Genomic DNA, 22,523 nt, shown 5'->3' on the forward strand with positions numbered 1-22,523 from the left:
CGGCATCGCCCCAGGCGCTTGCGCCCTCCGGGGCGTGCCGCGGGGCATATGTCGTGCAGGGAGGCCGCGTTCACCGGGAGCAAGGGGCCCTTGCGGGAAGTGTCGGGAGCCGGTTTCCGCACCCCGGCCGCGGGTGCCCGGCCGCGCCTCAGGGAGCAAGCCCGAAGGCGGCGGCGTTGCGGTAGAGCATGTAGGAGGCGACGACGAAGACGAGCCCGGCGAAGATCCGGTTCAGCGTGGCCTTGCGGGAGCCCAGATGGCAGGCGAGCTGCATGCCGAGATAGCCGCCGGCGAGGCCCCCGGCGATGTATTCCGCCGCGACAACCCAGTTGACCAGCCCGGACGAGGCGTAGCTGACCGCCGTCGTCAGCCCGAAGGCGCCGACCGCGAGCAGGGATGAGCCGACCGCGGCGAGTATCGGCATGCCGGTGGAGAACAGCAGCCCCGGCACGATCAGGAAGCCGCCGCCGATGCCGAAAAACCCGGAAAGCACGCCGACGCCGAGCGCGCTGGCCACGACCAGCATGGTCCGGCGCCCGGCGTCCGGGTCTTGCTGCTCTCCGGGAGCGGCGGGCTGCGCACGGCCCCGGCGGAGCATCAGGATGCCAACGGCCACCATCAGCACGGCGAACAGAAAAAGCAGCCGCTGCCCGTCGAAGCTCTTGCCGAACCATGCGCCGGTGGCCGCGCCGGCCACGCCGACGGTGGCGAAGAGCACGGCGTCGCGCCAGCGGACGTTGCCCGCGCGCGCATGGCCCGCGAAGTTGGTGAAGGCGTTGACCGAGACCGCGAGCGCCCCGGTGCCGATGGCGACATGCGGCTGCAACCCGACGACATAGAGCAGCAAAGGCGTCGCCATGATGGAGCCGCCGCCGCCGATCAGGCCGAGGGTGAAGCCCACCAGGCTGCCGGAGAGCACGGCCAGGACGGATTGCAACACCATGCTCAAGCTCCAGGGGTCAGCGGAAGCGCGGCCGGTCCTTCGATGGCCGGCGGCGGGTCGCTCCTGCCCGCCGCCATGCGGAGTGCGGCTGGTGGCGGACAGGCGTAGGCGGGCCGGCCGCTCATCGCGCCGCTTCCACCACGGCGAAGCTGGCCGCGGCCACCGGCTGACGGATCGGCCGAGGCGGCGGCGGCGCGGCGGCCGGCGCGGCGCCGCCCAGGCCGTGCAGAAGGCTGACCAGCAGGTGCCGCGGCTGCCCGGGCGCCACCCGGTAGAACACCGCCCGCGATTCCCGCCGCGCCAGCAGCAGCCCGGCATCCCGCAGCTCAGCGAGATGCTGTGAAAGGTTGGGCTGCTTCAGCGCCAGATCCTCCTCCAGCTGCCCGACCGAGCGCTCGCCGCCAAGCAGATGGAGGGCGATGCGGAGGCGGGCCGGGTTGGCGAGCACACGCAGCAGGGCGGCACCCTCGGCGATGTTCACGGCGCCCGGAATCATCGGAGGCGGCCCTTTCCGTTTTTCGGCAGCGGGCCGGTCCTGAAGTACCAGTCGCCGCCCTGCCCGCGCTCCGCGAGGGCGGCCTCCGGCGTCAGCTCGGGGGCCAGGATGACGTTGTCGCCGGGCTGCCAGCCCTCCGGGGTCGAGACGTCATGCGCATCTGCGGTCTGCAGCGCCTCCACCAGGCGCAGCAGTTCCTCAACGCTCCGCCCGGTGGTCATCGGATACCAGCTGATGGCTCGGATAACGCCCTCGGGATCGATCACGAAGACGGCCCGCACCATGGCGGCATCGGGTGCCTGCGGGGCGATCATGCCATAGGCGCGCGCGATCGCCATCGAGGGATCCTCGATGATCGGGAACGGCACCTTGACGCCGAACTGCGCGTGGATGCTGCGGATCCAGGCGAAGTGGGAGAACAGGCTGTCGACTGAGAGCGCCAGCAGCGCACAGCCGAGCGCCTCGAACCGCTCGGCGGCGCGGGAGAAGGCGATGAACTCGCTGGTGCAGACCGGCGTGAAGTCGGCGGGATGGGAGAACAGCAGCAGCCAGCCCCCACGATAATCGGACAGCGCACGGTCGCCCATGGTGGTGCGGGCGCGGAAATGCGGGGCGGCGTCGTGGAGCAGCGGCGGCCCGGCAGTCTGTGGAAGCGACTCGCTCATGTTCTGTCCTTGCCCTGGAGGGAGGCGGAAGCGACCAGCCATCCGCCACGCGCCAGACACAACCTTTTCCCGCGCCTCTCAAGCTTGGCCGCCGCAGCAGCGCCGGAACACTTCCGGATACTATGTCGCTTAACGCATTCCGCAAGTGTTGATTTCTTAAGCATGCCCTCCAGCGATGCGCCCGGCACTCCGGCAACCGATCAGGAGGACAGCAGGGACATTCCGCAGGGGCTGCCAGCCCGCCCCAAGGCGGGCGACAGCCCGCCGGGCACGCCGGAGGCGGCCGCGGCCGTGCTGATCGTGGAGGGCGCCGGCATCACCGTGGCCGCTGGTCGCGCCGCCCCCGGCTGAAGGCGGTGCCTGGCCCCGGCGGGACCGCGCATTTCGCGGTGACCGACACCGTGGGCAGGACGAGGAAGGTATGGCCTACGGACAGGTGGGGCTGGCGGCGTTCACCGATGGCGGCAAGGTCAGGCCGAGCTTTGCGCTGGATCCACGCAGGCCGCGCCGCAGCGCCCGGCTGCTGAAGACCAGGTTCCTGCCTTTCCTGTACCGACGGATGATGTTCCGCGGCGGCGAACTCAACCTCCGCCACCGCGAGCGGCACCGGACGAAAGACCGGGTCGCGCAAGGTCCGCTGCACCCCGAAGGGCCGGCCGCCGCCTCCATCAGCCGCCTGCCGGCGCCGCGCAGGGCGAGGCGATGGCCTGGATCGGGGCCGGGGTCGGGGCCGGAACGCGCCGCACTCATCCCGGCGTGCCGACCACCACATCCGCCCCGGCCTGCGGCGGCGGCGGGAAATGGTTGCCGCGCTGGCCGGAAAGCCCGCGGTTGGCCTGCGTCCGGAATGCGCGCGCCGGCGCCCCGGTCAGCCGGCCGCCTGAGATCCAGTCGCCATCCACGCCCCAGGCGGCCTCCACCAGCGCCTGCTCCAGCGCCGCACGCCGGGGTGCGAGCGAGGCGTCCCCGGCGCGGTCCTGCATCTCCTGCGGGTCCTCCTGCAGGTCGAAAAGCTGGATGCGGTTGCCGTTGGGGTACCAGATCAGCTTGAACCGCCCGTCCGTCGCCATGCGCGTCGCCGAGGCGTCGTCGCGGCAGCCGGCGGTCAGGATCTCGCGCCGCGCGTCGCCGATCATCGAGCGCCCCTCGACCTCTTCCGGCACCGCCACACCCGCGAAGTCGAGCAGCGTCGGCATCACGTCGGCGAGCTGCACCAGGCGGTTGTCCACCGCGCCGGGCGGCGTGCGCGGGTCGCCCTGGGGGCCGAGCAGGATGGTCGGCACCCGCGCGCTGTCCTCGTAGAAGACACGCTTGGCCCAGAGCCCATGCGTGCCGAGCATGTCGCCGTGGTCGGCGGTGAACAGCACCACGGTGTTGTCCAGCAGCCCCTCCTCGCGCAGCGTGCCGAGCACGACACGGAACTGGTGGTCGATATGCGTGCACAGCGCGTAGAAGGCGCGCTGGATGCCGCGCAGGTGGTGCGGCTTCACATGCGCCCAGTAGTCGGTGATGGAACGCAGCGCATAAGGCAGCGCCGCCTCGTCGCGCGCCCAGTCGGCCACCGGCGGCACCGGCGGCTCCGCGTCGCGATAGATGTCGAGATAGGCCTGCAAGGGCGCCAGCGGCGGGTGCGGATGGGTGTAGGACAGGTGCCAGAAGTTCGGCCGCGTCGGGTCGCGCCGCTTGATCTCGCGGCACATCTGCCAGGTCGTCCAGTTCGTGACATGGGTGCGCTCGGGCAGGTGCCAGGGCCGCCAGAGATAGTCGTTGTTGTTCATGCCGTGCAGGAAGCCCTGCCCGGCGAAGCCCTGGTCGGCCAGGAACATGTCGTAGTCATCCGGCCCGCCGAGGTGTGGCCTTCCCTCCTCGGCCAGGAACACCTCGTCGAAGCCGATGCGGTCGCGCGGCGGATAGACGTGCAGCTTGCCCACGGCGACGGAGCGATAGCCCGCCCCTCGCAGCGTGCCGGCGAGCGTCGGCAGCGCCGGCATCCGCGCGGCGGGGTCGAAGGAACGGTCGCCATGCTTGCGCGGCGTGGTGCCGGTCATCAGGCTGCGCCGCGCCGGGATGCAGATCGGGCATTCCGAATAGGTGCGCGGGAAGCGCACGCCATTGCGGGCGAGCTGGTCCAGGGTTGGCGTCAGGATGGCGGGATGGTTCTCGTAGCCGGTCAGGGAGGCCGGCCACTGGTCCACCGTCACGAGCAGGATGTTCGGCCGCTGCGCGGCATCGCCGGTCATGCCGCTCATTCCACGCGCGCTCCGCTTTCCTGCACCAGCTTCTCCATCTTCTTGCGCTCTTCCGAGGCGAAGGCGGCGAATTCCGCCGCCGTGCCGCCCTTCAGCGGCAGGCCGAGCTGCTTCGCGCGCTCCACCACCATCGGATCGCGCAGCGCGGCGTCGAAGGCCGCGTTGAGCCGCGCGAGCACCGGCGCAGGCGTGCCCTTCGGCGCCGCCACGCCGTGCCAGGACAGGAAGGAGTAGGCCGGCAGCGCCGCCTCCGCGACGGTCGGCACATCCGGCAGGAAGGGCGAGCGATGCGGGCCGGTGGTGGCCAGCGCGCGCAGTTGGCCCTGCTGCACGGCGGGCAGCAGGGTGCCGTCGATCAGCAGGTCCACCCGCCCGGCCGTCAGCTCGGTCACCGCCGGGCCGCTGCCGCGATAGGGCACGTGCACCATGCGCGCGCCGGAAAGCGAGACCAGCATCTGCGCGGCGAGGTGCCCGGCCGTGCCGTTGCCCGGCGAGGCATAGGTGATGCCGTTCGGCTTCGCCTTCGCCGCGGCCAGCAGGTCCTGCAGCGTCCGGTAGGGACTGCCGGCCGGCACGCCGACGGTCAGCGGCACCTCGGTCAGCCGGATGAGGGGCTCGAAGCTCTCCGGTTGGTAGGACAGCCGCGCGAAAAGAAAGGGCGCGATGGCGAGCGTGCCGATGTCCAGGAAGGCCAGCGTGTAGCCGTCCGGCTCGGCGCGGGCCGCCGCCGTGGCGCCGATCGTGCCGCCGCCACCGCCCCGGTTCTCGATGATCAGGGTCTGGCCCAGCGCCCGCTCCACCGCCGGGCTGAGCAGCCGCGCAAGAATATCGTTGTTGCCCCCCGGAGGGTAGGGAACGATGGCGGTGACGGGATGGTCCGGCCAGGCCGCCATGGCGCGGCCGGGAAGGCCGGCGGCCAGCGCCCCCAAGGCCAACCCGCCCAGCGCGCGCCGGGTCGGGCGCGGCCGCGGTGCGATGGAAGCCGGAATGCGCGCAGTCACCATGGGTGCCGTCCCTCTCCTGATGACCTCCGGCTTGCCCGCCGGATGGCCGTTGCCATAAGTTTCCGGCGCTTTCCGCTAATGGAACAATCAGATCTGCTGATGGAAGACGGAACCGCGCTGGATGCCCGGCGGCTCGCCTGCTTCGTCGCCGTGGCGGAGGAGCTGCACTTCACCCGCGCGGCGGCGCGCCTGCGCCTCACCCAGTCGGCGCTGAGCCAGCAGATCGCCCGGCTGGAAGGCGAGATCGGCGTCGCGCTGCTGGTGCGCGGCAGCCGCCGCGTCTCGCTGACGGTGGCCGGGGCGATCTTCCTGGAGGGGGCACGGGCCACGCTGGCGCAGGCCGGCGCCGCCGCCGAGGCCGCCCGCCGTGCCGCGCGCGGCGAGGTGGGGCAGCTCGCCCTCGGCTTCGTCGAGGCCGCGCCGATGAGCATCCTGCCGCGGCTGGTGACCCGCTTCCGCGCGGCCTGCCCCGACGTGCATCTCGGCCTGGTCGAGATGCTCACCGTGGATGCCGCCGCCGCGATCCTCACGCGGCGGCTGGATGCGGCGCTGCTGCGCCCGATGCCGGAAACCGAGGAGCTGGAACGGCTGGTGCTGTGGCGCGAGCCCTATGTCGTCGCGCTGCCCGCCCAGCACCCGCTGGCGGCGGCGCAGTCCGTGCCGCTCGCCGCGCTGCGCGGGGAGCCCTTCGTGGCCACTTCGCCGCGAATGGCCGGCTATGTGGACAGCCGCTTCCGCGGCGCCCTCGCAAGGGCCGGGGTGCGCCCGCATGTGGTGCAGGAGGTGAACCAGCTCACCGCCGTCGCCGGGCTGGTCGGCGCGGGGGTGGGCGTCGCCCTGATGCCGGCCTCCGCCACGCGGCTCGGCATGGAGGGCGTGATCTACCGGCCGCTGGCGGGGCGCAACATGCCTTTCGCCGAGATGATGCTGGCCTGGCGCCGTGGCGAGACGGCGCCGACCGTGGCGCGCCTGATCGCCGTGGCGCGCGTGCTGCTGGCGGCCACGCCGGCCGATGCCGGGCGCGCCGCGTCAGGCGTCGTAGGCGATCCGGAAGCCGGTGTGCCCGGCTGAGGTGTCGGGGCTGCGGCCGGAGCGGGCGGCGATGCGGTAGCGGTAGCAATAGCTCTGGTGGCACAGGTAGGAGCCGCCCTTCATCACCCGCTCGCCCTCCTGGAGCGCCATGCGGTTGCGCTGCTTCGCGGCGCCGGCCAGCGAGCGGACGCGGAACGGGTCGGCACACCATTCCCAGACGTTGCCGCAGGCGTTGAACAGGCCGAAGCCGTTGGGCGCGAAGCTGTCCACCGGCGCGGTGCCGAGGAAGCCGTCCGCCAGCGTGTTGTGGCGGGGGAAGTCGCCCTGCCAGATGTTGCACAGGGCATCCTGCTCGCCGGGCTCCTGCATTCCCCACGGAAAGCGCGCGGCATCGTCGCCCCCCTTGGCGGCATGCTCCCACTCGGCCTCGCCGGGCAGCCTGCCGCCGGCCCATGCGGCGAAGGCGGCGGCGTCGTTCCAGGAGACATGCACCACCGGATGCTCCATCCGCGCCGCGACCGACGAGCCCGGCCCTTCCGGCTGCGCCCAGCAGGCCCCCTCGACGCGGACCCACCAGGGCGCGCCCTCCACCCGGCCGCCGCCATGGCCGGGCGGCAGGAGAAGCTGGAAGACAAAGGACCAGCCGAAGCGCTCCGCATCCGTCCGGTAGCCGGTGGCCGCGGCAAAGGCCGCGAAGCGCCGGTTGGTCACGGCATGCGCGTCCATCCGGAAGGGGCGCAGCGTGACGCGCCGAGCCGGTCCCTCGCCATCCTCCCGCAGCACGGGATCGGCGGTGCCCACCGTCACGGTGCCGCCAGGCAGGGCAAGGATCGGCGCCGGCGGCACCGTGCCGGTAGCGGCGGGAACAACGGGTGCGGTGTCGGGCCGAGAGGTTTCCGGACGCGGGGCGATCGGCGGGCAGCAGCAGGTGTCGGTCATGGCGCACCAGGATAGGGTTGCGCGGGGCATAGGGCACAGGCGGAAAAGTTCAGGGCCGCCAGGCCCTCCCTCCTCCTGTGGCGGACAACGCCGTGCGAAGGCGGAACCGCGGAGGAAGAGCCGGGGGACGGCAAGGCCGCCCGCCGTTCCGGCCTGCCTCCATGCCGGTCCATCGTACCGGCTCCCCGAGCGCGGCCCGGGCCAGACGTCCCCGGGATGGCGGAGCCTGTCGGGGAAGCCCGGTCGTTGACCCCTTCGGCCCGCCATGGCAGGCAAGGCGCATGCCCCAACTCCAGGCTGCACAGATCCCGGTTACGCCCTTCCAGCAGAACTGCGCCCTGATCTGGGACGCGGAAACCAGGCGCGGCACGGTGATCGACCCCGGTGGCGATGTGCCGCGAATCCTTGCCGCGCTGGACAAGGCGGGGTTCGGCGTGGACCGTATCCTCCTCACCCATGGCCACCTGGACCATGCCGGTGGCGCCGCCGCGCTGAAGCGCGCGCTGGAAGCGCGGCAGGGTGAGGCCGTGCCGATCGAAGGGCCGGACCGCCGCGATGCCTTCCTCCTGGAAGGCCTGGCGGACCAGGGAGCGAGCTTCGGCATCGAGGGGCTGGAGAAGGTGAGCCCTGACCGCTGGCTGGTGGAAGGCGAAACGGTTGCGATCGCCGGCCAGGAGTTCGCAGTGCTGCACTGCCCCGGCCACACGCCCGGCCACGTGGCCTTCGTTTCCACGTCCCTCAAGGTCGCGGTGGTGGGGGATGTGATCTTCCGCGGCTCGGTCGGCCGCACCGACTTCCCCTATGGCGACCCGGTGGCGCTGATCGCGGCCATCAAGGACAAGCTGCTGCCGCTCGGCGACGACATCCGCTTTCTGTGCGGCCACGGCCCGGGCTCGACCTTGGGCGAGGAGCGCCGGTCCAACCCCTTTCTCGCCGGCCGGGGCTGAGTCGGCTTCCGCTCCTCCGCCACTTCCGGCGGTGCGGCCGTTCAAGGGCAGGCCGGCGGCGGCGAGGCGGCAAGATGCGCCCGTGGTGCAGAAGCTGCCCGACATGGCGGCTCGGGGGCCGGCCGCCTCGCAGCCTCCTCCGAGCAGGCGACCTGATCTTCCGCCCCGCCGCTCAGGCGTCCCGGAACCGCGCCGGATCCTCGATGCCGAGTTCAGCCGCCTTGGCGTCAAAGGCCGCTGCGTAGATCTCCGCCAGCCGGCTCGTCGCTGCTCCTCCGACGCTCCCCGCCTCCACCAGGCCGGCCAGGCCAGGCAGGTCGGCCTCGGCGGCGACAGCCATCAGGTGGGACGCCTGTGCCGCCAGGCCGGCGGAATGCATCATCTCCACCGCCAGCCTTGCTTCGGCGATGGCGAGCTGGCGCTCAAGGTCGGTGGCCTGCCGTTCCAGGGCATCGGCCCGGCCAGTCTGCGCGGCGAAGGCGTTCCGCAGCTCCTCCAGCCTGGCTGCCAGGTCGAGCACCGCCCGCTCAAGGCGATCCAGCGGGACGCCAGGACTGCCAGGGACGGTCCCCGGAGGCTGAAGCGGTGCGTATTGCTCGTCGGGCATGGGAACTCGCAGGGCCGGAAAGGCGCCACCCATAATTGGGTTCCGCGACGCAGGAAATGCCCCACCGGCGCGAACGCACCACCGGGGAGGCCTTTCGGGAGCGCCGATGGGGAAACTGCAAAGCTAGGGCGTCAGTGTCGCCACCACGGCCGAACGACCGACGAGGCTGGCCTGAAGGCCCGGCGAGGGAATGCCGCCCTGGCGGATGCGGACAACCTCCGCCTGCGGCAGTGTCGGCATGCCGGGAAGCTTGTCGAAGCGGGCGCAGCGCGTCCGGTCATCCCAGTCGGGCTCCAGGAGAGTGCAGGAGACGGGGTGGCCGGGGCAGCAGACGACCGCGCCGGGAAGCGGGGCCAGGCCCCCGGCCGCGAAGGCTCCCAGCGACCAGTTGCCGCCGAAGAGGCCGTCGAGGGCTTCCACCACCTCCCGGCAGGCCATGTCGGGAAGCAGCCGCAGGTATCCTCGGGCTGCCCCCTCACCCTTCCGGGCCGCGGCGCCAAGCAGCAGTTCGGAAGCGGCGGCGGCCAGAAGCGGCGGGTAGCGGCCTGGCGCGCCGTCCAGGTCCTCCGGGATCAGGCAGGACCGGGTGCGCTTGCCCATCCCGAGCGCGCGCTTGAAGCCCCTGATCCTTTCCGCGGCAGGGAACACCGGAATCCTCATTCCCGCCTTCTCGGGCAGCCCCGCCTGGGCGGCATCGGCGTCGATCTGCAATTCCGCCTGGCCAACAGGCCGCCAGCCATCCGCGATCTGGTCCAGGACCGCCTCGTCGATGGCGTCGAGACCCAGCGCTGGGCCTTCAGCATGCCAGACCCGCTCCAACGGCGGCACATCGGCGCCCATTCCCTCCAGCAGCCGGGGCTGGCAGAAGAGCACCCAGTCGCCCTCGGGGCCGACGACCAGGCGCCGCTCCCTGGCGGGATCCCGAAGGGGCAGCAGAGCGACCTGCCGGAGCGGAACGCCGAGCAGAAGGCGAAGCCCGGACGCCATGTCGTAGAGCGCGGCGTCTCGGCGGAAGGGCGCCTGGCTGGGAAGCTCGCGATAGGCCTGCCACCGGAGGCGTCCCTCGCCTTGCTGCCTGAGGGACGCCTTCCAGGCCTGCGCCCATGCCTCCGCCGAGTTCCCGGGCAGGCTGCGGTAGCCATGGCCGAAATGCTCGACCTGCGCCAGATCGAGGCCGGCCTCCTGCAGGCTCGGGTCGGCCCTGAGCCGATGCATCGCCATCCAGGCCAGGAAGCGTTCCCCGCGGGCTGAACTGGCCCGGCTCACATCCCCCACCATGCGCCATCCCCCCGATGCGCTTTGAAGCAGCGTAACGGGGGCGGATCGGCTTTGGGAACGTCGCGGAAGCGTTGTTCACGCACCCTTGGTCACGCTTCCGCCAGAGGGTCGTGAAGTGGACCGCGGCGAAACGGGCGGCCGCCCGCACGCGGCGCGAACGGGGCCTGCCGCTTGGCGCCTATGGCACGCCCGGCGTCACCGAAGCGGGCACCGGGATGCCGAGGCGCACCCTGGGACCGGCCCGGAGAAGCGGGCCAGGATCAGCCCGCGATCCGGACCCGCTCCTGGAAAGAGCGAGTGCCACCCCCACATCCCACATGGATGGCCGCCATCCCGCTCGACATCAGCCGCATCTACCTCGAATCCGCCGTGGAGCAGCACGCCCGCGGGCGGGAGATCCTGGCCCGCTTCCCGCAAGCGGAGCGCATCCCGGTCGCCTCCCACTGGCGCATCCCGGAACTCCGGGAGGGCGATCCCGGTGACTACCTGGCCGCCAAGCGCCAGGCCCTGGTGCTCGGCGTGAAGAAGGGCCTGGCCTTCCGGCCCAACGGGCGCAGCGCGGACTTCATCGCGCCCTCCTCATCCAACGGCTGCGCCATGGCCTGCGCCTATTGCTACGTCGCCCGCCGCAAGGGGCATGCGAACCCCATCAGCGTCTTCGTCAACATCGAGGCGATGCTTGCCGCGATCGCCGGCCATGCGGCGCGCCAGGGTGCGAAGGCAGCGCCGAACCAGGTGGACCCGCATTCGTGGGTCTACGACCTCGGCGAGAACGGCGACCTTTCCGTGGACGCCGCCATCTCCGACAACGTCCGCGACCTGGTCTCCCTGTTCCGCACCCTGCCGAACGCGAAGGGCAGCTTCGCGACGAAGTGGGTGAACCCGGACCTCCTGGACTATGATCCGGCGGGCCGCACCCGCATCCGCATGTCCCTCATGCCGCCTGGACTTGCGAAGCTGCTGGACGTCCGGACCTCGCCCGTGGCGGAGCGCATCGCCGCCATTCCGGATCTGCACCGCGCGGGCTACGAGGTCCACGTGAACTTCTCCCCGGTCGTGCTGCGCGAGGGATGGGAGGCGGAATGGGGCGCGCTGTTCGAGGCGCTGGACGACATCCTGCCTGCCGCCGTGAAGGATCAACTGGCGGCCGAGATCATCATGCTCACCCACAACCGGGACCTGCACGAGATCAACCTCGCCTGGCACCCGAAGGCGGAGGAGCTGCTCTGGCGGCCGGACATCCAGGAGGAGAAGGTCTCCGAAAGCGGCGGCGTCAATCTCCGCTACCGCGCGGGATGGAAGGGCCGCTGGCTGCAACGCTTCAAGGACCTGCTGGCCGCCCGCATGCCCTACTGCCGGGTGCGCTACGCCTTCTGAGGGGCCGACGATCCCGGCGGAAGGCTTGCCGTGCGCTCACCGGAGGCCGTCGGCCAGCCTGATGCCTCCCAACGCGGCGGAAGCAGGTGCCCCAGAGCCGCTCATTCTCCCGGCACGCTCCAGTGGAACCGTTCCGGCCGGGATGTCCGCGGCCCTGCGCCCGGCCGATCGGACATCCAGGGGATGCGCCTCGCCGGCAGGGCTCACCGCCCCGGCCTCCGAAGGCATGCAGGCCGCGTTCTCCCCCTCGGGAGCCCGCGCCGCGGGCAAGCCGCACATCGGCCGCGGGAGACGGCCGGCCCCGGCCGAGCACCGCCCCACCCTGCGCGCCTGCGATCCGGCCGGTGGCTTCTTGCTTCAGGCCGCTCGCGTCTCCAGGGCGTAGCGGCGGCAGTGCTCGAGATAGGCCGCCTCATGGCTGGCCACGAGCTCCACAACGGCCCGCCAGAGCCAGGAAGGGGCGTCGAGCCGCTTTGAACGGTTCCGCTGCAACTCACCCAGCCATGCCTTGCGTTCCTGGATGCTCATCTGACGGGAATGCGCATGCCCGACAACGGTGGCGAGGTAGCGGGCCAGCGCGGCGGCCTCGTCCTGAACAAGGCGTTCAATCTCGATCTTGAGGTCCTGTGGCAGCAACTCACGCACAAAGACGCCTTTGCCAAGCAGCCGTGTCGCCAGCATCCGCTGGCCGAGATTGGGAGAAAGGTGACGGGCGCCTTCCACCACACGGGCCGCGTTGTCGCGTGGCATCGCAACGTCGGCGTATCGCGGCGCGGCGGCGGTGATCGCCTCCTTCACGTCGAGCAGGCAATAGCGGGCGCGCCTGTCCTCGGCGGCCTGGATCGCCGCGAGAACAGCGAAGCGCAGGTTCCCGAGGGAGCTGCAGCCCTTGCGCCAGAAGGCGCTGTCGGCGATCGACACTTTCGCCTGGCTGTCGCGGCCTCGCAGGGAGGCCACCAGGGCGTGCACCTCCTCCGAGGCGACCAGTTCCTCAAGCGCCTGCCGCTCTTCATCCTGCAAGGGCCAGAAACGGCGCCCCAGCGGGATCACCGGATCAAGCCCCTCGATGCGTTCGTCCGCCAAGTGCTTCCACGAACGGCGCGCCGCATCCCGCATCAGCTTCCTGACTGCAGCAGGCACCTCACTGCCCGCACAAGCCTGATCGCGCCGGTCGTCTGACGCGCCTGCTTCGAACGCCGCCTCGTAGCCCGCCATCATGGCTTCCAGCATGCGCGCGGTGGTGACGCCCGGCAGGTCGGATCCCCTGGCGGCGGTGGCAAGGGAAAGGGCCAGGCGGACCAGGTCGTGGGCCGGGTTGCCAATGACCGTCTGGTCGAGATCACGGATCTGCACCTCCAGATCGCCATCCGCACCGCCGATGGGCCCGAGGTTGCCGACATGGCAATCCCCACAGATCCAGACTCCCGGCCCCTCCGGCAACTCTGTTCGCCCGCCTTGCTCCAGCCACTCATAGAAGCGAACTGTGCTGCCCCGCACATAGGCATGGGCGGAAGCGGCCATCTTGAGGTTGCGCCGCTCGATCAGCACCGGGCCGCGCTCATCCGGTTGCACAAGCCGTGGGGAAGCTTTTTTCATCGAAGACGGGGAACGTCGAATGCCTCCGGAAGTCCATGATCCTAGGCCCTGAAACCGCCTCCGTGAACAAGATGTAATGGACGGGATTTCCGATGGCCGAGAGGGCCTTCGCAGGCCAGGCGCCTTCAGCGCCCGACGGATGCCAGCCTGGCGTCCAGGGGGTGTCCGGCGGCAACGGGCTGAGTGGTTCCCTTGATGTCCTCCCGCTCCGGAGCGCGGGCCGGACGTTCAGTCCATGCCCCGATCGCCGCCATCCTTCAGCCCCGACCTGCGCGCGGTGGCGGCCGGCGCCTTGAAACAGGCAGGCTCAGCTTGGCACCGCGTCTCGTGACACCGCCACGGACAGCCTGAAGCCACGCAGAAGGCTCGCATCGCGCTCCGGCGCATCGGCCGGCATCAGCACGACGGGAGAACTCTCTCCCATCTGCGACATCATATCGGGCAGGCTGACGGCGGTGAGCAGGCCTCTCACGGAGCGGGTGTCCTCCTCTTCCTGCTGAACGTGCGCGCCGAACGACACCGTCACGGCGCCTTTCGGCTCGGGCACGGCGTCGTTGCCATCGGCGATGGCGAAGCTCCGGACAGCGAGGCCGCCTGGCTTCTTTTCCACAAGCCATCCGCCGATCCCGCGGGCACTGGATCCATCCAGCCAGCGCGCTTCAAGCCAGAACAACGGCGGCAGAGCGTCCGGCACGGCTGGCGAGCGCGACACTTCGGAGAGGGCCAGCCCGCGCGCCAGGCCGGCAACATCGTCGTCGATCGCCAGGGCCGCCGCGCCCTCCGCGCGCAGGCGCCGCGCCGCGCGCCGGATATCCGGGGGCGCGTGCTCGCCCAGCATGGCCGCCAGCAGGCTGCCCTCCGGGAACCTCAACCTCGGCATCTCCCGCATCACGCGCCTCCTCGATGTCACCCAATTCATGCCCGAAGGCGGCAGGCAGCGCCAACCGGTGGAGGCGGTCAGCGGCGGCGCGAACCGCCGGTGCGGGCCTGCTTGGCCAGCCGGCCTTCGGCCTCGCACCGGGGGCCGACAGGCTCCTTCGCCAGGCACGCATCCGGTGCCGAGGCAGGTTCGCATGATGGCGCGCCCGCCCGGGCCTGTCCCTGGCAAGGACGGACGCGGCGCCCGTTGGAGGCGATGCCGACTGCCAGGGTGGCGACGGCCATCAGGCCGGCGACAGCGATCAACGTCACGGACAGCGAAACCACGGTCAGCACCGCGCTGGCGAAAATCACCCCGACCGAATTCGCGGTGCGCAGGAGGGCGAAGACTTCCGCCCGCCTCTGCGGCGGAGCCAGCACGTCCAGCACGAGCGAATAGTGGGTGCCCAAGGGAGCCAGAACGGAGCCCACGAGTGCGGCGCCAAGAATGGTTGCAGCCACCGAGAGCTCAAGCGCCGCGAGAGCGGCACCCAGGGTCATGATGGACAGCTGGAGCACCACGACCTTTCGCGTGGCCAGGCGGTTCCGCAGGCTGACCCAAATCCCGCCAGCCACCGAGGCCAGGCACAGCGGAACGGTGAACAGGAACGCCAGGGCTGGTTCGTAGCCGAACCTGAGCGCCAGCGCGACGGCACCGATCTCGATGGCCGCAACGGTGGCGCCGCCTGCAGCGGCGCACATGAGCCAGAGCAGGATGGCGGGGGTGAGCACCGCGCCGCCGGCGTGGAGCGTGCCGTCGGTGGGGGTGGAACGGGTCCGTGGCACCAGCAGCATCGGCGTGGCGCCCAGAGCCGCAAGCGCCAGCACGGCAAAGGCCGGCGAGACGGTGCCCAGACCCGAGGCGGCCACCGGGGCCAGCACGAAAGTCAGCTCGTTGAGCGTGGCTGCGATGCCGAGCGCCCGGGGCAGGTGCGAGGCGGTCGTCAACTGGTTGAGCACCGCGCGCAGAAACCCGTGGGCCGCACCATTCACCAGGCCGCCGGCCGCCGCGGCCAGGATCAGCCAGATGAGCGATGCCCCGCCGGCCGCCAGCACGGCGATCAGAACGAGAGCTGCGGTTCGGATGCCCACCAGCAGCTTCAGGAACGTCGCCGCAGGCAGGCTCCTGCCGATCCGGGCGACAGGGACTGCCCCAGCCACCTGGGCCAGCGTCATCGCGAGAATGATGGCCGCGCCGCCGCTGGCGTCGCCGGTGAGGCTCAGGGCGACCAGCGAGAACGCGATGGGTCCTGCCGCCTGCGGCACGCTGAAGGTGGCGGAGGAGATGAACCAGCGGAGCAGGCGCCAGCGGCTGGATGCCTCGTTCGGCCGCATTCAGGCGTCAGTCATCACGCCTGGCGAGGTCAAAGGCTCGGCGAGGGGGACGACGTTCCGGCCGCGCCGCGCAGCGGCGGCCTCCTTGGCACGGATCGGGCCGAGAGGAATGGAAGGCTCCACCGCCCGTCCCGCCCGCTCCCGCACCATCGGGGCGGCTTCAATCGATCGAGCTTTCCCATCGAGGCTCCCCCAGCGCATCCTGCCCAGCTCCTTTCGCCGTTCGGATCATCCTCTTACGGATTGTTCCACGCTTGGGCCAGCCGGTCCTGTCCGCTGGGGAAGACGAGCTCGGGCCTTCGATCACCCTCGAAGCGTTCCGCGCGGCTCTCCGGACAAAGCCTTCGCGCTTTGATCTCAACCTCGAGCGCCATGAGGGCGAATGCGGGCATGGAAGGCGGCCCTCCCGCCGGAGTTGCGCGACCATCACCACCCTGAACGGAGCCTCGGTCCGCAGCGGGAGGGTCATGACGGCGCTGGCATGGCCGGCGGAACCGGGCCTCATCCTGAGGGATGGGCCGGCGATTGCCTCGATGCCCCTGGGGCCATTCGCCATTGGCAGCGGGGTATCGCTGCCCTGCCGCAGGATGTTGTGCCTCTGGTCGTTGCGGTCGCTCGATGCCGCCGCCGGCGGAAGGCGGCGGTGGAACTGCCGAGAACGGGTGAGCGGTGCGATCGAGCCTGGAACGGCACGCCGGTGCTGCAAAATCCCGGTGCAGGGGTGCGTTCGGAAACGCCGAGCGGGCTTTATCCTGGGCCACGGGGGTGCCCAAGGCGGTCTCAGCGAAGATATCTCAGCAAGATCAGGAAGATGGCGGAGAGGGTGTCTGCCAGCGTCTTAGGTTTTCTGCGGCTTTCGCTTCGGCGCCAGCAATCTACCCCCAACGCTACCCCCAACAAAAACGTAGCTGGCCATAGACGGATATAGAGGCAGAAGGGGGAAGAGGGCACCGTCCTTCCCTTCTGCAAGCCGGGAGCGGGAGGGGCGGGCTCAATCTCCACCGATTTCTGCCCTGGGACCGCGCCCTTGGTCGAATCCGCGCATCCACAAAACCCGGTTCCGGATCGCCGCTTTCAGATTTCATTTCGCACACAGCAAAAAGTGGATGCGGGCGCGGTTTGGCCAGAGAGGTGACAGGGGTTTTCCCTCTCAGTTCCCTTCAGTGCAGCAATTTCTCGAAAGCCCCCCGTCAGTTTTTGCTCTCCCCGCAAAGGGAGCCCCGCTTCGGTCAGATCACGCAAGCTGGGCAGGCTTTCACATCCCCCTCCCTCCTGCGGCGGGGCCCCTGGGATGTTCCCGCTATCAGGGGAGTTCGTACCGCGTTCCGAGGTCAGCTATGGGCCGGGAAAGAGAGTAACGCTGTTACCCTCCGCTGCTTCGGCTTGTGCCGAGTGAACCATCGCAGGGCGCGGTCGTGCCCTGAGGCGCGTTGGAGGGGCTGGGGTTGTTACCTCTCCCGCCACCGCAGCCAAGTCGGAATAGCCTCCCGAGTCGCGCCACCACCTTGCGGTCTAGCCACGACGCAGAGAGGAATCTCTCTATCCTCTATGCGGCAGGGCAGCGCAGAATGAGACGCTTTCGCCTCTTGATTGCTGGATTTCCGAGGAAGAGGAGGCGGAACCCCTTGGGGCAGTTTGTCACCTAGGAGGGCGGCGGGGATCGAACCCCTGCACTTTCAGGAAGCGCCAGAGGAGCCCCAGCGACAGGCGACTAGGGTTAAAACCCGGAGGGAACTGCTGCCGTCAGCCCTTCGATGGGCTTTGCCACATACTGCCTGAAGTCCGGGTTTGGCCGTCTGCAGACTGTCCGCTTTGCGCAGAGGCTCAGGCAAAGCGGACACATCTTACTTCCAATCGGCGGCTACTCGGCCTTGAGGTCCAACTCTCGCACCTTCACACCCCAAAACTCGTATTCCTCACGGATGGCCTTGGCGAAGTCGGCACGCGGCTGCTCGGCCGCGACCTCCAGCCCGTCCCGCTCCAGGCTTTTAGCGAACCGCGGGTCGCGGATGGCCTTGTTGGCCGCGGCTTCCAGGCGGCTCATCTCGGCCTCCGGCGTACCCGTGGGCGCGAAGATGCCATGCCAGCCCAGGATGACGATGCCGGGCAGCCCAGCTTCGGACAGCGTCGGCACCTCCGGCAGCGACGGCAGGCGGTGGTTACCCGTCACCGCCAGCGCCCGCAGCCGCCCATCCTTGACCAACGGCACCGCGGGCGGCGGAGAGGAGAAGTTCATCGTCACCCGCCCGGCCACCACGTCCTGCAGGGCGGGCGCCGTGCCGCGGTAGGAGATGTGCTCCATCCGCAGCCCGGCTGCTTCGGCGAACAGGATGCCCGCCAGGTGATTGTTGGAGCCGACCCCACCGGAGGAGAAGCTGAAATCCGCGTTGGGCTGCTTCCCGGCCGCGATCAGCTCCCGCAGGCTGGTCACCGGCAGCTTTGGGTCGACCGCCAGCACATACTGGTAGGAGCTGGCCTTGGTGACCGGCGTGAGCGCGGTGGACAGGTTGATCTTATCGTTCCGCTGCAGGTGCGGATTGACCACAATGTTGGTCGAGACGGCGAACAGCAAAGTGGTGCCGTCTGGTCGCGCGCGGGCAACGGAGGTGGCGCCGACATGGCCTGCCGCGCCGCCGCGGTTCTCCACGACCACGGTCTGACCAAGCTGTTCCATAAGGATCGGCGCCAGCTCGCGCGCCACGATGTCCGTCCCGCCCCCCGCCGCGTAGGGCACGATCAGGGTGATGGGGCGGCCCTGGGCGCTGCCCTGCGCCCGGGCACGGGTGATCAGGACAGGTGCCGCAAGAAGCGGCAGGAGATGGCGGCGCTTCATGATCGTATCCTTACGAGAGGCTTTTTCAGGCGCAGGCACGCTTCGCCGTTCTTCTTCGGAGCGGCTCTTCTGCTTAGCGTATTTGGCCAGCCGTCCATAACGCCCGCTTGCGCCACGATCGGACCCCAGCGGTCGAGATGTCTCTCTCACAAGCAGCCGCGTCTGATAGGTGGTCGCGCAGGTCTGCCGTCCACGCGATCTGGGCCAGTGGCGGGTGGAGGCGCATGTCCGCTCTCCGGAAAGCTCATCGGCCACCCGGATGTCTGAGAAGGGCGCTGAGCGGACAGGCGCCCTCACGTGCGCACCTCCACCACCGCGTCCGCCGTCAGATGCACAGGTGGATGGCAATTCCAGCAGCACCAACCGGAGGGGTCCTCACGCTCCTGCCACCATCGCCCGCCAGCATAGGGGCTGTGTCGCCCACAGCAACCGCAGAAGGCACCCTGCGCGGGCGGCGCGGATGCGTTCGTCCAAGAGGGCGGGCATTGCAGCCCGTTCCGAACCAGGGCGCGAGGCAGCGGCGCATCCTTCCTCTCACCAGATATGCCGCTGTCAAAAGTGCCAAAGCTGCCAAAACCCCCTTTCGTCAGTTCCGGCACTTCCGGCATGGGCATGTCCGCCGCGTGAAGGGCGGCGAGGTGCCGCCGCCATCCGCTCATTAGCCAGCCTCCCGGACGGCGGGATGCACGTCCCAGTCGGCACGGCGGCGTCCGCCGGCCTTGCTGTCGGAGGGGCGCACCCAGCCCAGCGCCGCGAGTTCCTGCAAGGCCGCTTCGATGCGTGGAGCACTGACGATCCCCGGACCGTTGGCTTCCCGGCGCATCTGTCGCGCGTTGAGAACGGCGCGGCGCGGGCGTTGTCGCAGCATCCAACGGGCCAGCCGCCGCGCGTCCCGCTCCGCCTCGGGCAATGCCGCCTCACCGAAAGCCCGCTTTGCCATCGGCACCGCATAGTCGGCCAGGAAGCCTTGGGCGCGCACCACCGCATCGGCGCTGATGTGGTCGGGCGGCGGCGTACCATCCGGCGCGGCGAGCCAGTCGAGATGGGCGAAGATCACCGCCAGCCGCACCGTCATGCCCGGAAGCTTGCCTATCCAGGAGAGGAACAGCCCGGCGGCGTCGGCTTCCATCTCCTTCACCTCGCCGCGCCATTCGTCGAACAGGTCGGCGGCCTCAGCGCTGAAGGTCAGCGTCACCGGCTCTCCGTTTGGCATCGGGAGTTCCCGCAGGCGGCGGAGGGCGGGCATCAAGAGAAAGGGTAAGCCATCGCCGCTGGGTCGCTTCGGTTTGCCGGGTGGCGTGTTCGGCCAGGTGTAGATGAAACGGGCGGCGAGGCCGTCATCGTCACCGGCCAGTATCACCGAAGCCAGGCGGTCGGGCTGCACCCCGCCGAGAATTCCCCAGGTCAGGTGCGGAATGTCGGCGCCGTCGTCGCCATCCTTTACGCGGTCAGAAGTCCAGCGGCTTCCCTCATAGGCTTGCAGCCAGAAACTCCGGTCCGCAGTGCCACCACCGCTGCCCGCACCATAGCGGCCCATGCTGGCGATCCAGCCCACCAGCTCGTCCCGGTGCAGCAGCAGCCCGCGCGGATTGGCGCGGCTCAGATCACGGGCCGCTTCGACGGTGGGATCAGTGCTGTGGGCGCGGCGCTTCCAGAGCTGTTGCGGTTCCTTCGCTGTCGGCGGCTCCATCGGCGGCGCCAGGCCGTTCTTCACCGCCTCCTTCACCTCAGATTCCCAGCGCGCGCGGTGTTCCTTCGCTTCCTGCCGCGCGGTGCGGAATTGGCGCTGCCGGTCCTCCCAGTCCGCGTTCATCTCGGCGACGAGTTCGGAGAGCGGCCCTGTCACCGTGTTGATGGCGGGCGACTTTCCGGCGCTGGGCGTGCCGACGCAGGCCAGGTTGATGACGGGCGGATGCTGCCAGCCCTGCCAGGGAGAACCCCACCGCGCATTGCCAATCGTCGCCCCCGCAACTGCCAACAAGCCGCACGCGACGTAATCGGCAGGCGCCCCCGCGCTATCCGCCGCACGCTCGATCCACCGCACCCAAGCGCGGGGGAAGAGGCTCAATGGTAGCGGTGGCGGGGGAAGGGTTTCGCTGGCGGCCAAAGCAAGATCAGCAGCCGGCCAGGGAGCTTCCGGTGCATCGGCGGCGGTGTGCATCGTGTAGCCGTCAGGCATTCATCGCCTCCGCCGTGGTGGCGCCGTTGGCGCGCAGAACGTCGCAGAAATCGGTTCCACTCGTATCGGGGATTGCTACCCGCACGCGGCGCCCCTCGCCCTCCCAGCGCTGGGCAGCGGCCCAGGCGGCGCGCTGGCCGGGCGCATCGGCATCGGCGGCAACGATCACGTCACGGGCGGTGGCGGGCAGCGTCAGCCGCGCTAGGTTGCCGGCGGAGATGCAGGCCCAGGTGGGCACGCGCATCAGCGCGGAGGCGGCCAGCGCCGTTTCGATGCCCTCGGCCAACACCAGAGGGCCAGCGGCAGGCGCGACGTGCAGCATCACCACCCCACCCGCCACCGGGCCGAAGCTGGCCTTGGGCGGGTCCAGGTCGGCCTTGCCGCTGCCATCCGGGCGCAGGTAGGTGCGATGCAGCGCCACCGGCTCCCCATCGGTGGCGCGGCGCACCAGGGCCAGCAGGACGGGAAACAACCCTTCCGCCTCCGGGTGCCGCGCACGGGGATGGAAGCGGAGCTGCGGACCCTCCGCCGGCATGGCGCCGCCCTGCCACGCGGCCAGGACGCCACGGGCGCGCAGGTAGGCTTCGGCCGCTGTGCCCTTCACCGCCGCCGCCTCGCTCCACATCGCCGCTGCGAGGACGGTTTTCCGCGCAGGCGAGAGTCCTCCGCGTTGCGGGGCATGGCGTAGCGGAGCGGGCGTCCAATCGTTCCCGGCGGCCTGCTTCACCGCGTCCGTCAGCGCCTCGCGGTCCTGGCAGGACGCGCAGGCCCAAACGGCGCGGCCCTCCCGCTCGCGCAGCGAGAAGGTGCCGGGGTAGCCGCAGGCGGGGCATGCGCCCCGCCAGGAGCCGTTGTGTAGGCGCCGCAGGTTCGTCCGGTCGGCAAGGTCAGCGGCGCGCATGGGCCACCTCCTGCGCCGCGCGCCAGCGGGTGCGCGTGGCCTCCCAGGCGCGGAACCGCTCCGCATTCTCGCCGATCAGCAGCCAGCCGCGCGGCAGGCCGGCGGCCTGCTCTATCACAGCAGCATGGCGGCGGAGGCACCATTCACCCCAAGCGAGCGAGGCGCGCACCCATACCAGGCGCAGCAAGATGTGGAGGCGCCTCATGCTGCATGCCTCCCCCCGCTTTGCATCAGGCCGGCGCATGCGCACGCCCCCAGCCCCCACACGCGCACTTCGGCCTCACCCACGGCGGCGGCAGCCACCAGTCGGCGCACGTCGCGGGCGGGAAACAGCGGCATCAGCGTCTTGTCGGCGGCGCGCATCGCGGCGGCGAAGCGTGCCTCATCGGAGGCGCCGCGCGCTTCGCCGCGATGGTGCGCGGCCTCGGCGGCGGCGATGGCGGCGCGCAGCAGCGCATCCGGCGCCTCGGAATGGAATGGCGGGCGCGGTGGGTCGCCCCACTGACGGTAGCGGCGGGTCATTGGGCAGCCTCCATGTCCGCCTTCACGCGGAGGGCGGTGGCGAGGTTCGGAAAGATCGTCGGCAGGCGGCGGCCAGGGATCAGCAGCGCCGGGCGCGGCTCCCCCTCGGCGTCACGGTAGGCATCCAGCATCAGCAGCCGGATTGGCGCACGCAGGCGGGCACGGCGGGCGGCTTCGGCGCTGGCCCAGGCGAACAGCGGCAGGGGCGCCGGGGCGGCCGGCGGGCGGCGGTTGCGGTGGCGGGTCATGCGCCGGCCCTCCCGCTCGCCAGGGCGCGCAGCCAGCCATGAGCCAGGGCGGCATCCCCCACCGTGGCGAAGGCCAACAGCGCCGTCCCCTGCTGTCTCACCACCTCGGCCAGCATTGCGCGCCCCTTGGTGTCGGGGCGGGTCACGCCCTCGTCATGGGTCAGCAGGCAGGCCAGGATGCCGCGATCCGTCAGCACCTCAGGCGATGCGGCCTCATGCGTTGCCGCCACCGCCACGATGGCGCGCGGCCCATGGGGAAGGGGCAAGAGATGCAGCCGCACCACGGCGCCGCGCAGGGCGGTGGAGAGGTCGGGAAGCGTGGCGCGAGCGGCGCCGGTATCCTTGGAATGCAAGAGCGGCCTCCATCGGGAGGCGCGGAGAGTTCTGGCGAGGAAGGGCAGGAAAGTGGTATGAAACGCCGTCCGCTAAGAACGTCTAACAGAACCTCCGGATC

General features: G+C 70.5%; 22 protein-coding genes. 4 read left to right on the forward strand and 18 right to left on the reverse strand.

Going from position 1 to position 22,523, the window contains the following annotated elements; all coding sequences use genetic code 11:
* Positions 1 to 148: 148 nt before the first annotated feature.
* The 3 genes from E0493_RS01965 to E0493_RS01975 all read right to left on the reverse strand — a co-directional run bounded on the left by E0493_RS01965 (position 149) and on the right by E0493_RS01975 (position 2,104).
* Positions 149 to 943 carry a sulfite exporter TauE/SafE family protein gene (locus E0493_RS01965; RefSeq protein ID WP_160935218.1) on the reverse strand — a complete coding sequence of 265 codons (795 nt, stop codon included), beginning with the start codon at positions 941 to 943 and terminating at the stop codon, positions 149 to 151.
* Between the two features lie 121 nt (positions 944 to 1,064).
* Positions 1,065 to 1,439 (reverse strand): ArsR/SmtB family transcription factor, encoded by a 375-nt coding sequence (locus E0493_RS01970; RefSeq protein WP_160935219.1) that lies wholly within the window; start codon positions 1,437 to 1,439, stop codon positions 1,065 to 1,067.
* The gene (locus E0493_RS01975) at positions 1,436 to 2,104 is read right to left on the reverse strand and encodes a peroxiredoxin (protein WP_160935220.1); all 669 of its coding nucleotides are present in this window, start codon (positions 2,102 to 2,104) and stop codon (positions 1,436 to 1,438) included. Before E0493_RS01975 ends, E0493_RS01970 begins: the two co-directional genes overlap by 4 nt.
* Positions 2,105 to 2,266: 162 nt before the next feature.
* Here E0493_RS01975 and E0493_RS01980 point away from each other — a divergent pair, with 162 nt between their 5' ends.
* Complete coding sequence (locus E0493_RS01980; RefSeq protein ID WP_160935221.1) at positions 2,267 to 2,455, forward strand: hypothetical protein; 189 nt, start codon at positions 2,267 to 2,269, stop codon at positions 2,453 to 2,455.
* A 395-nt stretch (positions 2,456 to 2,850) separates the two neighbouring features.
* Here E0493_RS01980 and E0493_RS01985 read toward each other — a convergent pair whose 3' ends face one another.
* Both E0493_RS01985 and E0493_RS01990 read right to left on the reverse strand, forming a co-directional pair.
* Entirely contained in the window at positions 2,851 to 4,353 is a 1,503-nt protein-coding gene (locus E0493_RS01985) for a sulfatase-like hydrolase/transferase (protein WP_202396837.1), read from the reverse strand.
* The gene (locus E0493_RS01990) at positions 4,350 to 5,357 is read right to left on the reverse strand and encodes a Bug family tripartite tricarboxylate transporter substrate binding protein (RefSeq protein ID WP_160935222.1); all 1,008 of its coding nucleotides are present in this window, start codon (positions 5,355 to 5,357) and stop codon (positions 4,350 to 4,352) included. The genes E0493_RS01985 and E0493_RS01990 overlap by 4 nt, the downstream gene beginning before the upstream one ends.
* A gap of 99 nt (positions 5,358 to 5,456) precedes the next feature.
* On the opposite strand from E0493_RS01990, the gene E0493_RS01995 reads away from it, so the two are divergent.
* The gene (locus tag E0493_RS01995) at positions 5,457 to 6,428 is read left to right on the forward strand and encodes a LysR substrate-binding domain-containing protein (protein ID WP_160935223.1); all 972 of its coding nucleotides are present in this window, start codon (positions 5,457 to 5,459) and stop codon (positions 6,426 to 6,428) included.
* Here E0493_RS01995 and E0493_RS02000 read toward each other — a convergent pair.
* Positions 6,387 to 7,328: a formylglycine-generating enzyme family protein gene (locus E0493_RS02000; RefSeq protein WP_160935224.1), complete on the reverse strand. Its 942-nt coding sequence runs from the start codon at positions 7,326 to 7,328 to the stop codon at positions 6,387 to 6,389. The genes E0493_RS01995 and E0493_RS02000 overlap by 42 nt on opposite strands.
* A 281-nt stretch (positions 7,329 to 7,609) precedes the next feature.
* Between E0493_RS02000 and E0493_RS02005 the strand changes: the two genes are divergently transcribed.
* The gene (locus E0493_RS02005; protein WP_160935225.1) at positions 7,610 to 8,275 is read left to right on the forward strand and encodes an MBL fold metallo-hydrolase; all 666 of its coding nucleotides are present in this window, start codon (positions 7,610 to 7,612) and stop codon (positions 8,273 to 8,275) included.
* 172 nt (positions 8,276 to 8,447) lie between these two features.
* On the opposite strand, the gene E0493_RS02010 is transcribed toward E0493_RS02005, so the two are convergent.
* Both E0493_RS02010 and E0493_RS02015 read right to left on the reverse strand, forming a co-directional pair.
* Positions 8,448 to 8,795 (reverse strand): hypothetical protein, encoded by a 348-nt coding sequence (locus tag E0493_RS02010; protein ID WP_160935226.1) that lies wholly within the window; start codon positions 8,793 to 8,795, stop codon positions 8,448 to 8,450.
* 210 nt (positions 8,796 to 9,005) lie between these two features.
* The gene (locus E0493_RS02015) at positions 9,006 to 10,097 is read right to left on the reverse strand and encodes a hypothetical protein (protein WP_160935227.1); all 1,092 of its coding nucleotides are present in this window, start codon (positions 10,095 to 10,097) and stop codon (positions 9,006 to 9,008) included.
* Between the two features lie 360 nt (positions 10,098 to 10,457).
* On the opposite strand from E0493_RS02015, the gene E0493_RS02020 reads away from it, so the two are divergent.
* Positions 10,458 to 11,537: a spore photoproduct lyase family protein gene (locus E0493_RS02020; protein WP_367614438.1), complete on the forward strand. Its 1,080-nt coding sequence runs from the start codon at positions 10,458 to 10,460 to the stop codon at positions 11,535 to 11,537.
* A 357-nt stretch (positions 11,538 to 11,894) separates the two neighbouring features.
* Here the strand turns inward: E0493_RS02020 and E0493_RS02025 are convergent, their stop codons facing one another.
* The 10 genes from E0493_RS02025 to E0493_RS02070 all read right to left on the reverse strand — a co-directional run bounded on the left by E0493_RS02025 (position 11,895) and on the right by E0493_RS02070 (position 22,422).
* Positions 11,895 to 13,085, reverse strand: coding sequence for a DUF2252 family protein (locus E0493_RS02025; RefSeq protein ID WP_367614439.1), 1,191 nt, complete (start codon positions 13,083 to 13,085; stop codon positions 11,895 to 11,897).
* Positions 13,086 to 13,440: 355 nt separating this feature from the next.
* Entirely contained in the window at positions 13,441 to 14,022 is a 582-nt protein-coding gene (locus E0493_RS02030) for a hypothetical protein (RefSeq protein ID WP_160935229.1), read from the reverse strand.
* A 68-nt stretch (positions 14,023 to 14,090) separates the two neighbouring features.
* Positions 14,091 to 15,386, reverse strand: coding sequence for an MFS transporter (locus E0493_RS02035; RefSeq protein WP_202396838.1), 1,296 nt, complete (start codon positions 15,384 to 15,386; stop codon positions 14,091 to 14,093).
* 1,861 nt (positions 15,387 to 17,247) lie between these two features.
* The gene (locus E0493_RS02040; RefSeq protein ID WP_160935230.1) at positions 17,248 to 18,219 is read right to left on the reverse strand and encodes a Bug family tripartite tricarboxylate transporter substrate binding protein; all 972 of its coding nucleotides are present in this window, start codon (positions 18,217 to 18,219) and stop codon (positions 17,248 to 17,250) included.
* A gap of 658 nt (positions 18,220 to 18,877) precedes the next feature.
* Positions 18,878 to 20,398 carry a DUF3987 domain-containing protein gene (locus E0493_RS02045; RefSeq protein ID WP_160935231.1) on the reverse strand — a complete coding sequence of 507 codons (1,521 nt, stop codon included), beginning with the start codon at positions 20,396 to 20,398 and terminating at the stop codon, positions 18,878 to 18,880.
* Positions 20,391 to 21,299 (reverse strand): DUF7146 domain-containing protein, encoded by a 909-nt coding sequence (locus E0493_RS02050; protein WP_160935232.1) that lies wholly within the window; start codon positions 21,297 to 21,299, stop codon positions 20,391 to 20,393. The genes E0493_RS02045 and E0493_RS02050 overlap by 8 nt, the downstream gene beginning before the upstream one ends.
* Positions 21,286 to 21,504 (reverse strand): hypothetical protein, encoded by a 219-nt coding sequence (locus E0493_RS02055; RefSeq protein ID WP_160935233.1) that lies wholly within the window; start codon positions 21,502 to 21,504, stop codon positions 21,286 to 21,288. The genes E0493_RS02050 and E0493_RS02055 overlap by 14 nt, the downstream gene beginning before the upstream one ends.
* The gene (locus tag E0493_RS02060) at positions 21,501 to 21,821 is read right to left on the reverse strand and encodes a hypothetical protein (RefSeq protein WP_160935234.1); all 321 of its coding nucleotides are present in this window, start codon (positions 21,819 to 21,821) and stop codon (positions 21,501 to 21,503) included. Before E0493_RS02060 ends, E0493_RS02055 begins: the two co-directional genes overlap by 4 nt.
* Positions 21,818 to 22,069 (reverse strand): hypothetical protein, encoded by a 252-nt coding sequence (locus tag E0493_RS02065; RefSeq protein WP_160935235.1) that lies wholly within the window; start codon positions 22,067 to 22,069, stop codon positions 21,818 to 21,820. The genes E0493_RS02060 and E0493_RS02065 overlap by 4 nt, the downstream gene beginning before the upstream one ends.
* Complete coding sequence (locus tag E0493_RS02070) at positions 22,066 to 22,422, reverse strand: hypothetical protein (RefSeq protein ID WP_160935236.1); 357 nt, start codon at positions 22,420 to 22,422, stop codon at positions 22,066 to 22,068. The genes E0493_RS02065 and E0493_RS02070 overlap by 4 nt, the downstream gene beginning before the upstream one ends.
* Positions 22,423 to 22,523: the final 101 nt, after the last annotated feature.

It is taken from the genome of Teichococcus coralli (assembly GCF_009829925.1).
GTDB lineage: Bacteria > Pseudomonadota > Alphaproteobacteria > Acetobacterales > Acetobacteraceae > Pseudoroseomonas > Pseudoroseomonas coralli.

Excerpts from the sequence above, each read along its gene's own strand:
- E0493_RS01965 (WP_160935218.1), bottom strand. The coding sequence starts at position 943 with ATGGTGTTGCAATCCGTCCTGGCCGTGCTCTCCGGCAGCCTGGTGGGC.
- E0493_RS01970 (WP_160935219.1), bottom strand. The coding sequence starts at position 1,439 with ATGATTCCGGGCGCCGTGAACATCGCCGAGGGTGCCGCCCTGCTGCGT.
- E0493_RS01975 (WP_160935220.1), bottom strand. The coding sequence starts at position 2,104 with ATGAGCGAGTCGCTTCCACAGACTGCCGGGCCGCCGCTGCTCCACGAC.
- E0493_RS01980 (WP_160935221.1), top strand. The coding sequence starts at position 2,267 with ATGCCCTCCAGCGATGCGCCCGGCACTCCGGCAACCGATCAGGAGGAC.
- E0493_RS01985 (WP_202396837.1), bottom strand. The coding sequence starts at position 4,353 with ATGAGCGGCATGACCGGCGATGCCGCGCAGCGGCCGAACATCCTGCTC.
- E0493_RS01990 (WP_160935222.1), bottom strand. The coding sequence starts at position 5,357 with ATGGTGACTGCGCGCATTCCGGCTTCCATCGCACCGCGGCCGCGCCCG.
- E0493_RS01995 (WP_160935223.1), top strand. The coding sequence starts at position 5,457 with ATGGAAGACGGAACCGCGCTGGATGCCCGGCGGCTCGCCTGCTTCGTC.
- E0493_RS02000 (WP_160935224.1), bottom strand. The coding sequence starts at position 7,328 with ATGACCGACACCTGCTGCTGCCCGCCGATCGCCCCGCGTCCGGAAACC.
- E0493_RS02005 (WP_160935225.1), top strand. The coding sequence starts at position 7,610 with ATGCCCCAACTCCAGGCTGCACAGATCCCGGTTACGCCCTTCCAGCAG.
- E0493_RS02015 (WP_160935227.1), bottom strand. The coding sequence starts at position 10,097 with ATGCATCGGCTCAGGGCCGACCCGAGCCTGCAGGAGGCCGGCCTCGAT.
- E0493_RS02030 (WP_160935229.1), bottom strand. The coding sequence starts at position 14,022 with ATGCGGGAGATGCCGAGGTTGAGGTTCCCGGAGGGCAGCCTGCTGGCG.
- E0493_RS02035 (WP_202396838.1), bottom strand. The coding sequence starts at position 15,386 with ATGCGGCCGAACGAGGCATCCAGCCGCTGGCGCCTGCTCCGCTGGTTC.
- E0493_RS02040 (WP_160935230.1), bottom strand. The coding sequence starts at position 18,219 with ATGAAGCGCCGCCATCTCCTGCCGCTTCTTGCGGCACCTGTCCTGATC.
- E0493_RS02045 (WP_160935231.1), bottom strand. The coding sequence starts at position 20,398 with ATGCCTGACGGCTACACGATGCACACCGCCGCCGATGCACCGGAAGCT.
- E0493_RS02050 (WP_160935232.1), bottom strand. The coding sequence starts at position 21,299 with ATGCGCGCCGCTGACCTTGCCGACCGGACGAACCTGCGGCGCCTACAC.
- E0493_RS02055 (WP_160935233.1), bottom strand. The coding sequence starts at position 21,504 with ATGAGGCGCCTCCACATCTTGCTGCGCCTGGTATGGGTGCGCGCCTCG.
- E0493_RS02060 (WP_160935234.1), bottom strand. The coding sequence starts at position 21,821 with ATGACCCGCCGCTACCGTCAGTGGGGCGACCCACCGCGCCCGCCATTC.
- E0493_RS02065 (WP_160935235.1), bottom strand. The coding sequence starts at position 22,069 with ATGACCCGCCACCGCAACCGCCGCCCGCCGGCCGCCCCGGCGCCCCTG.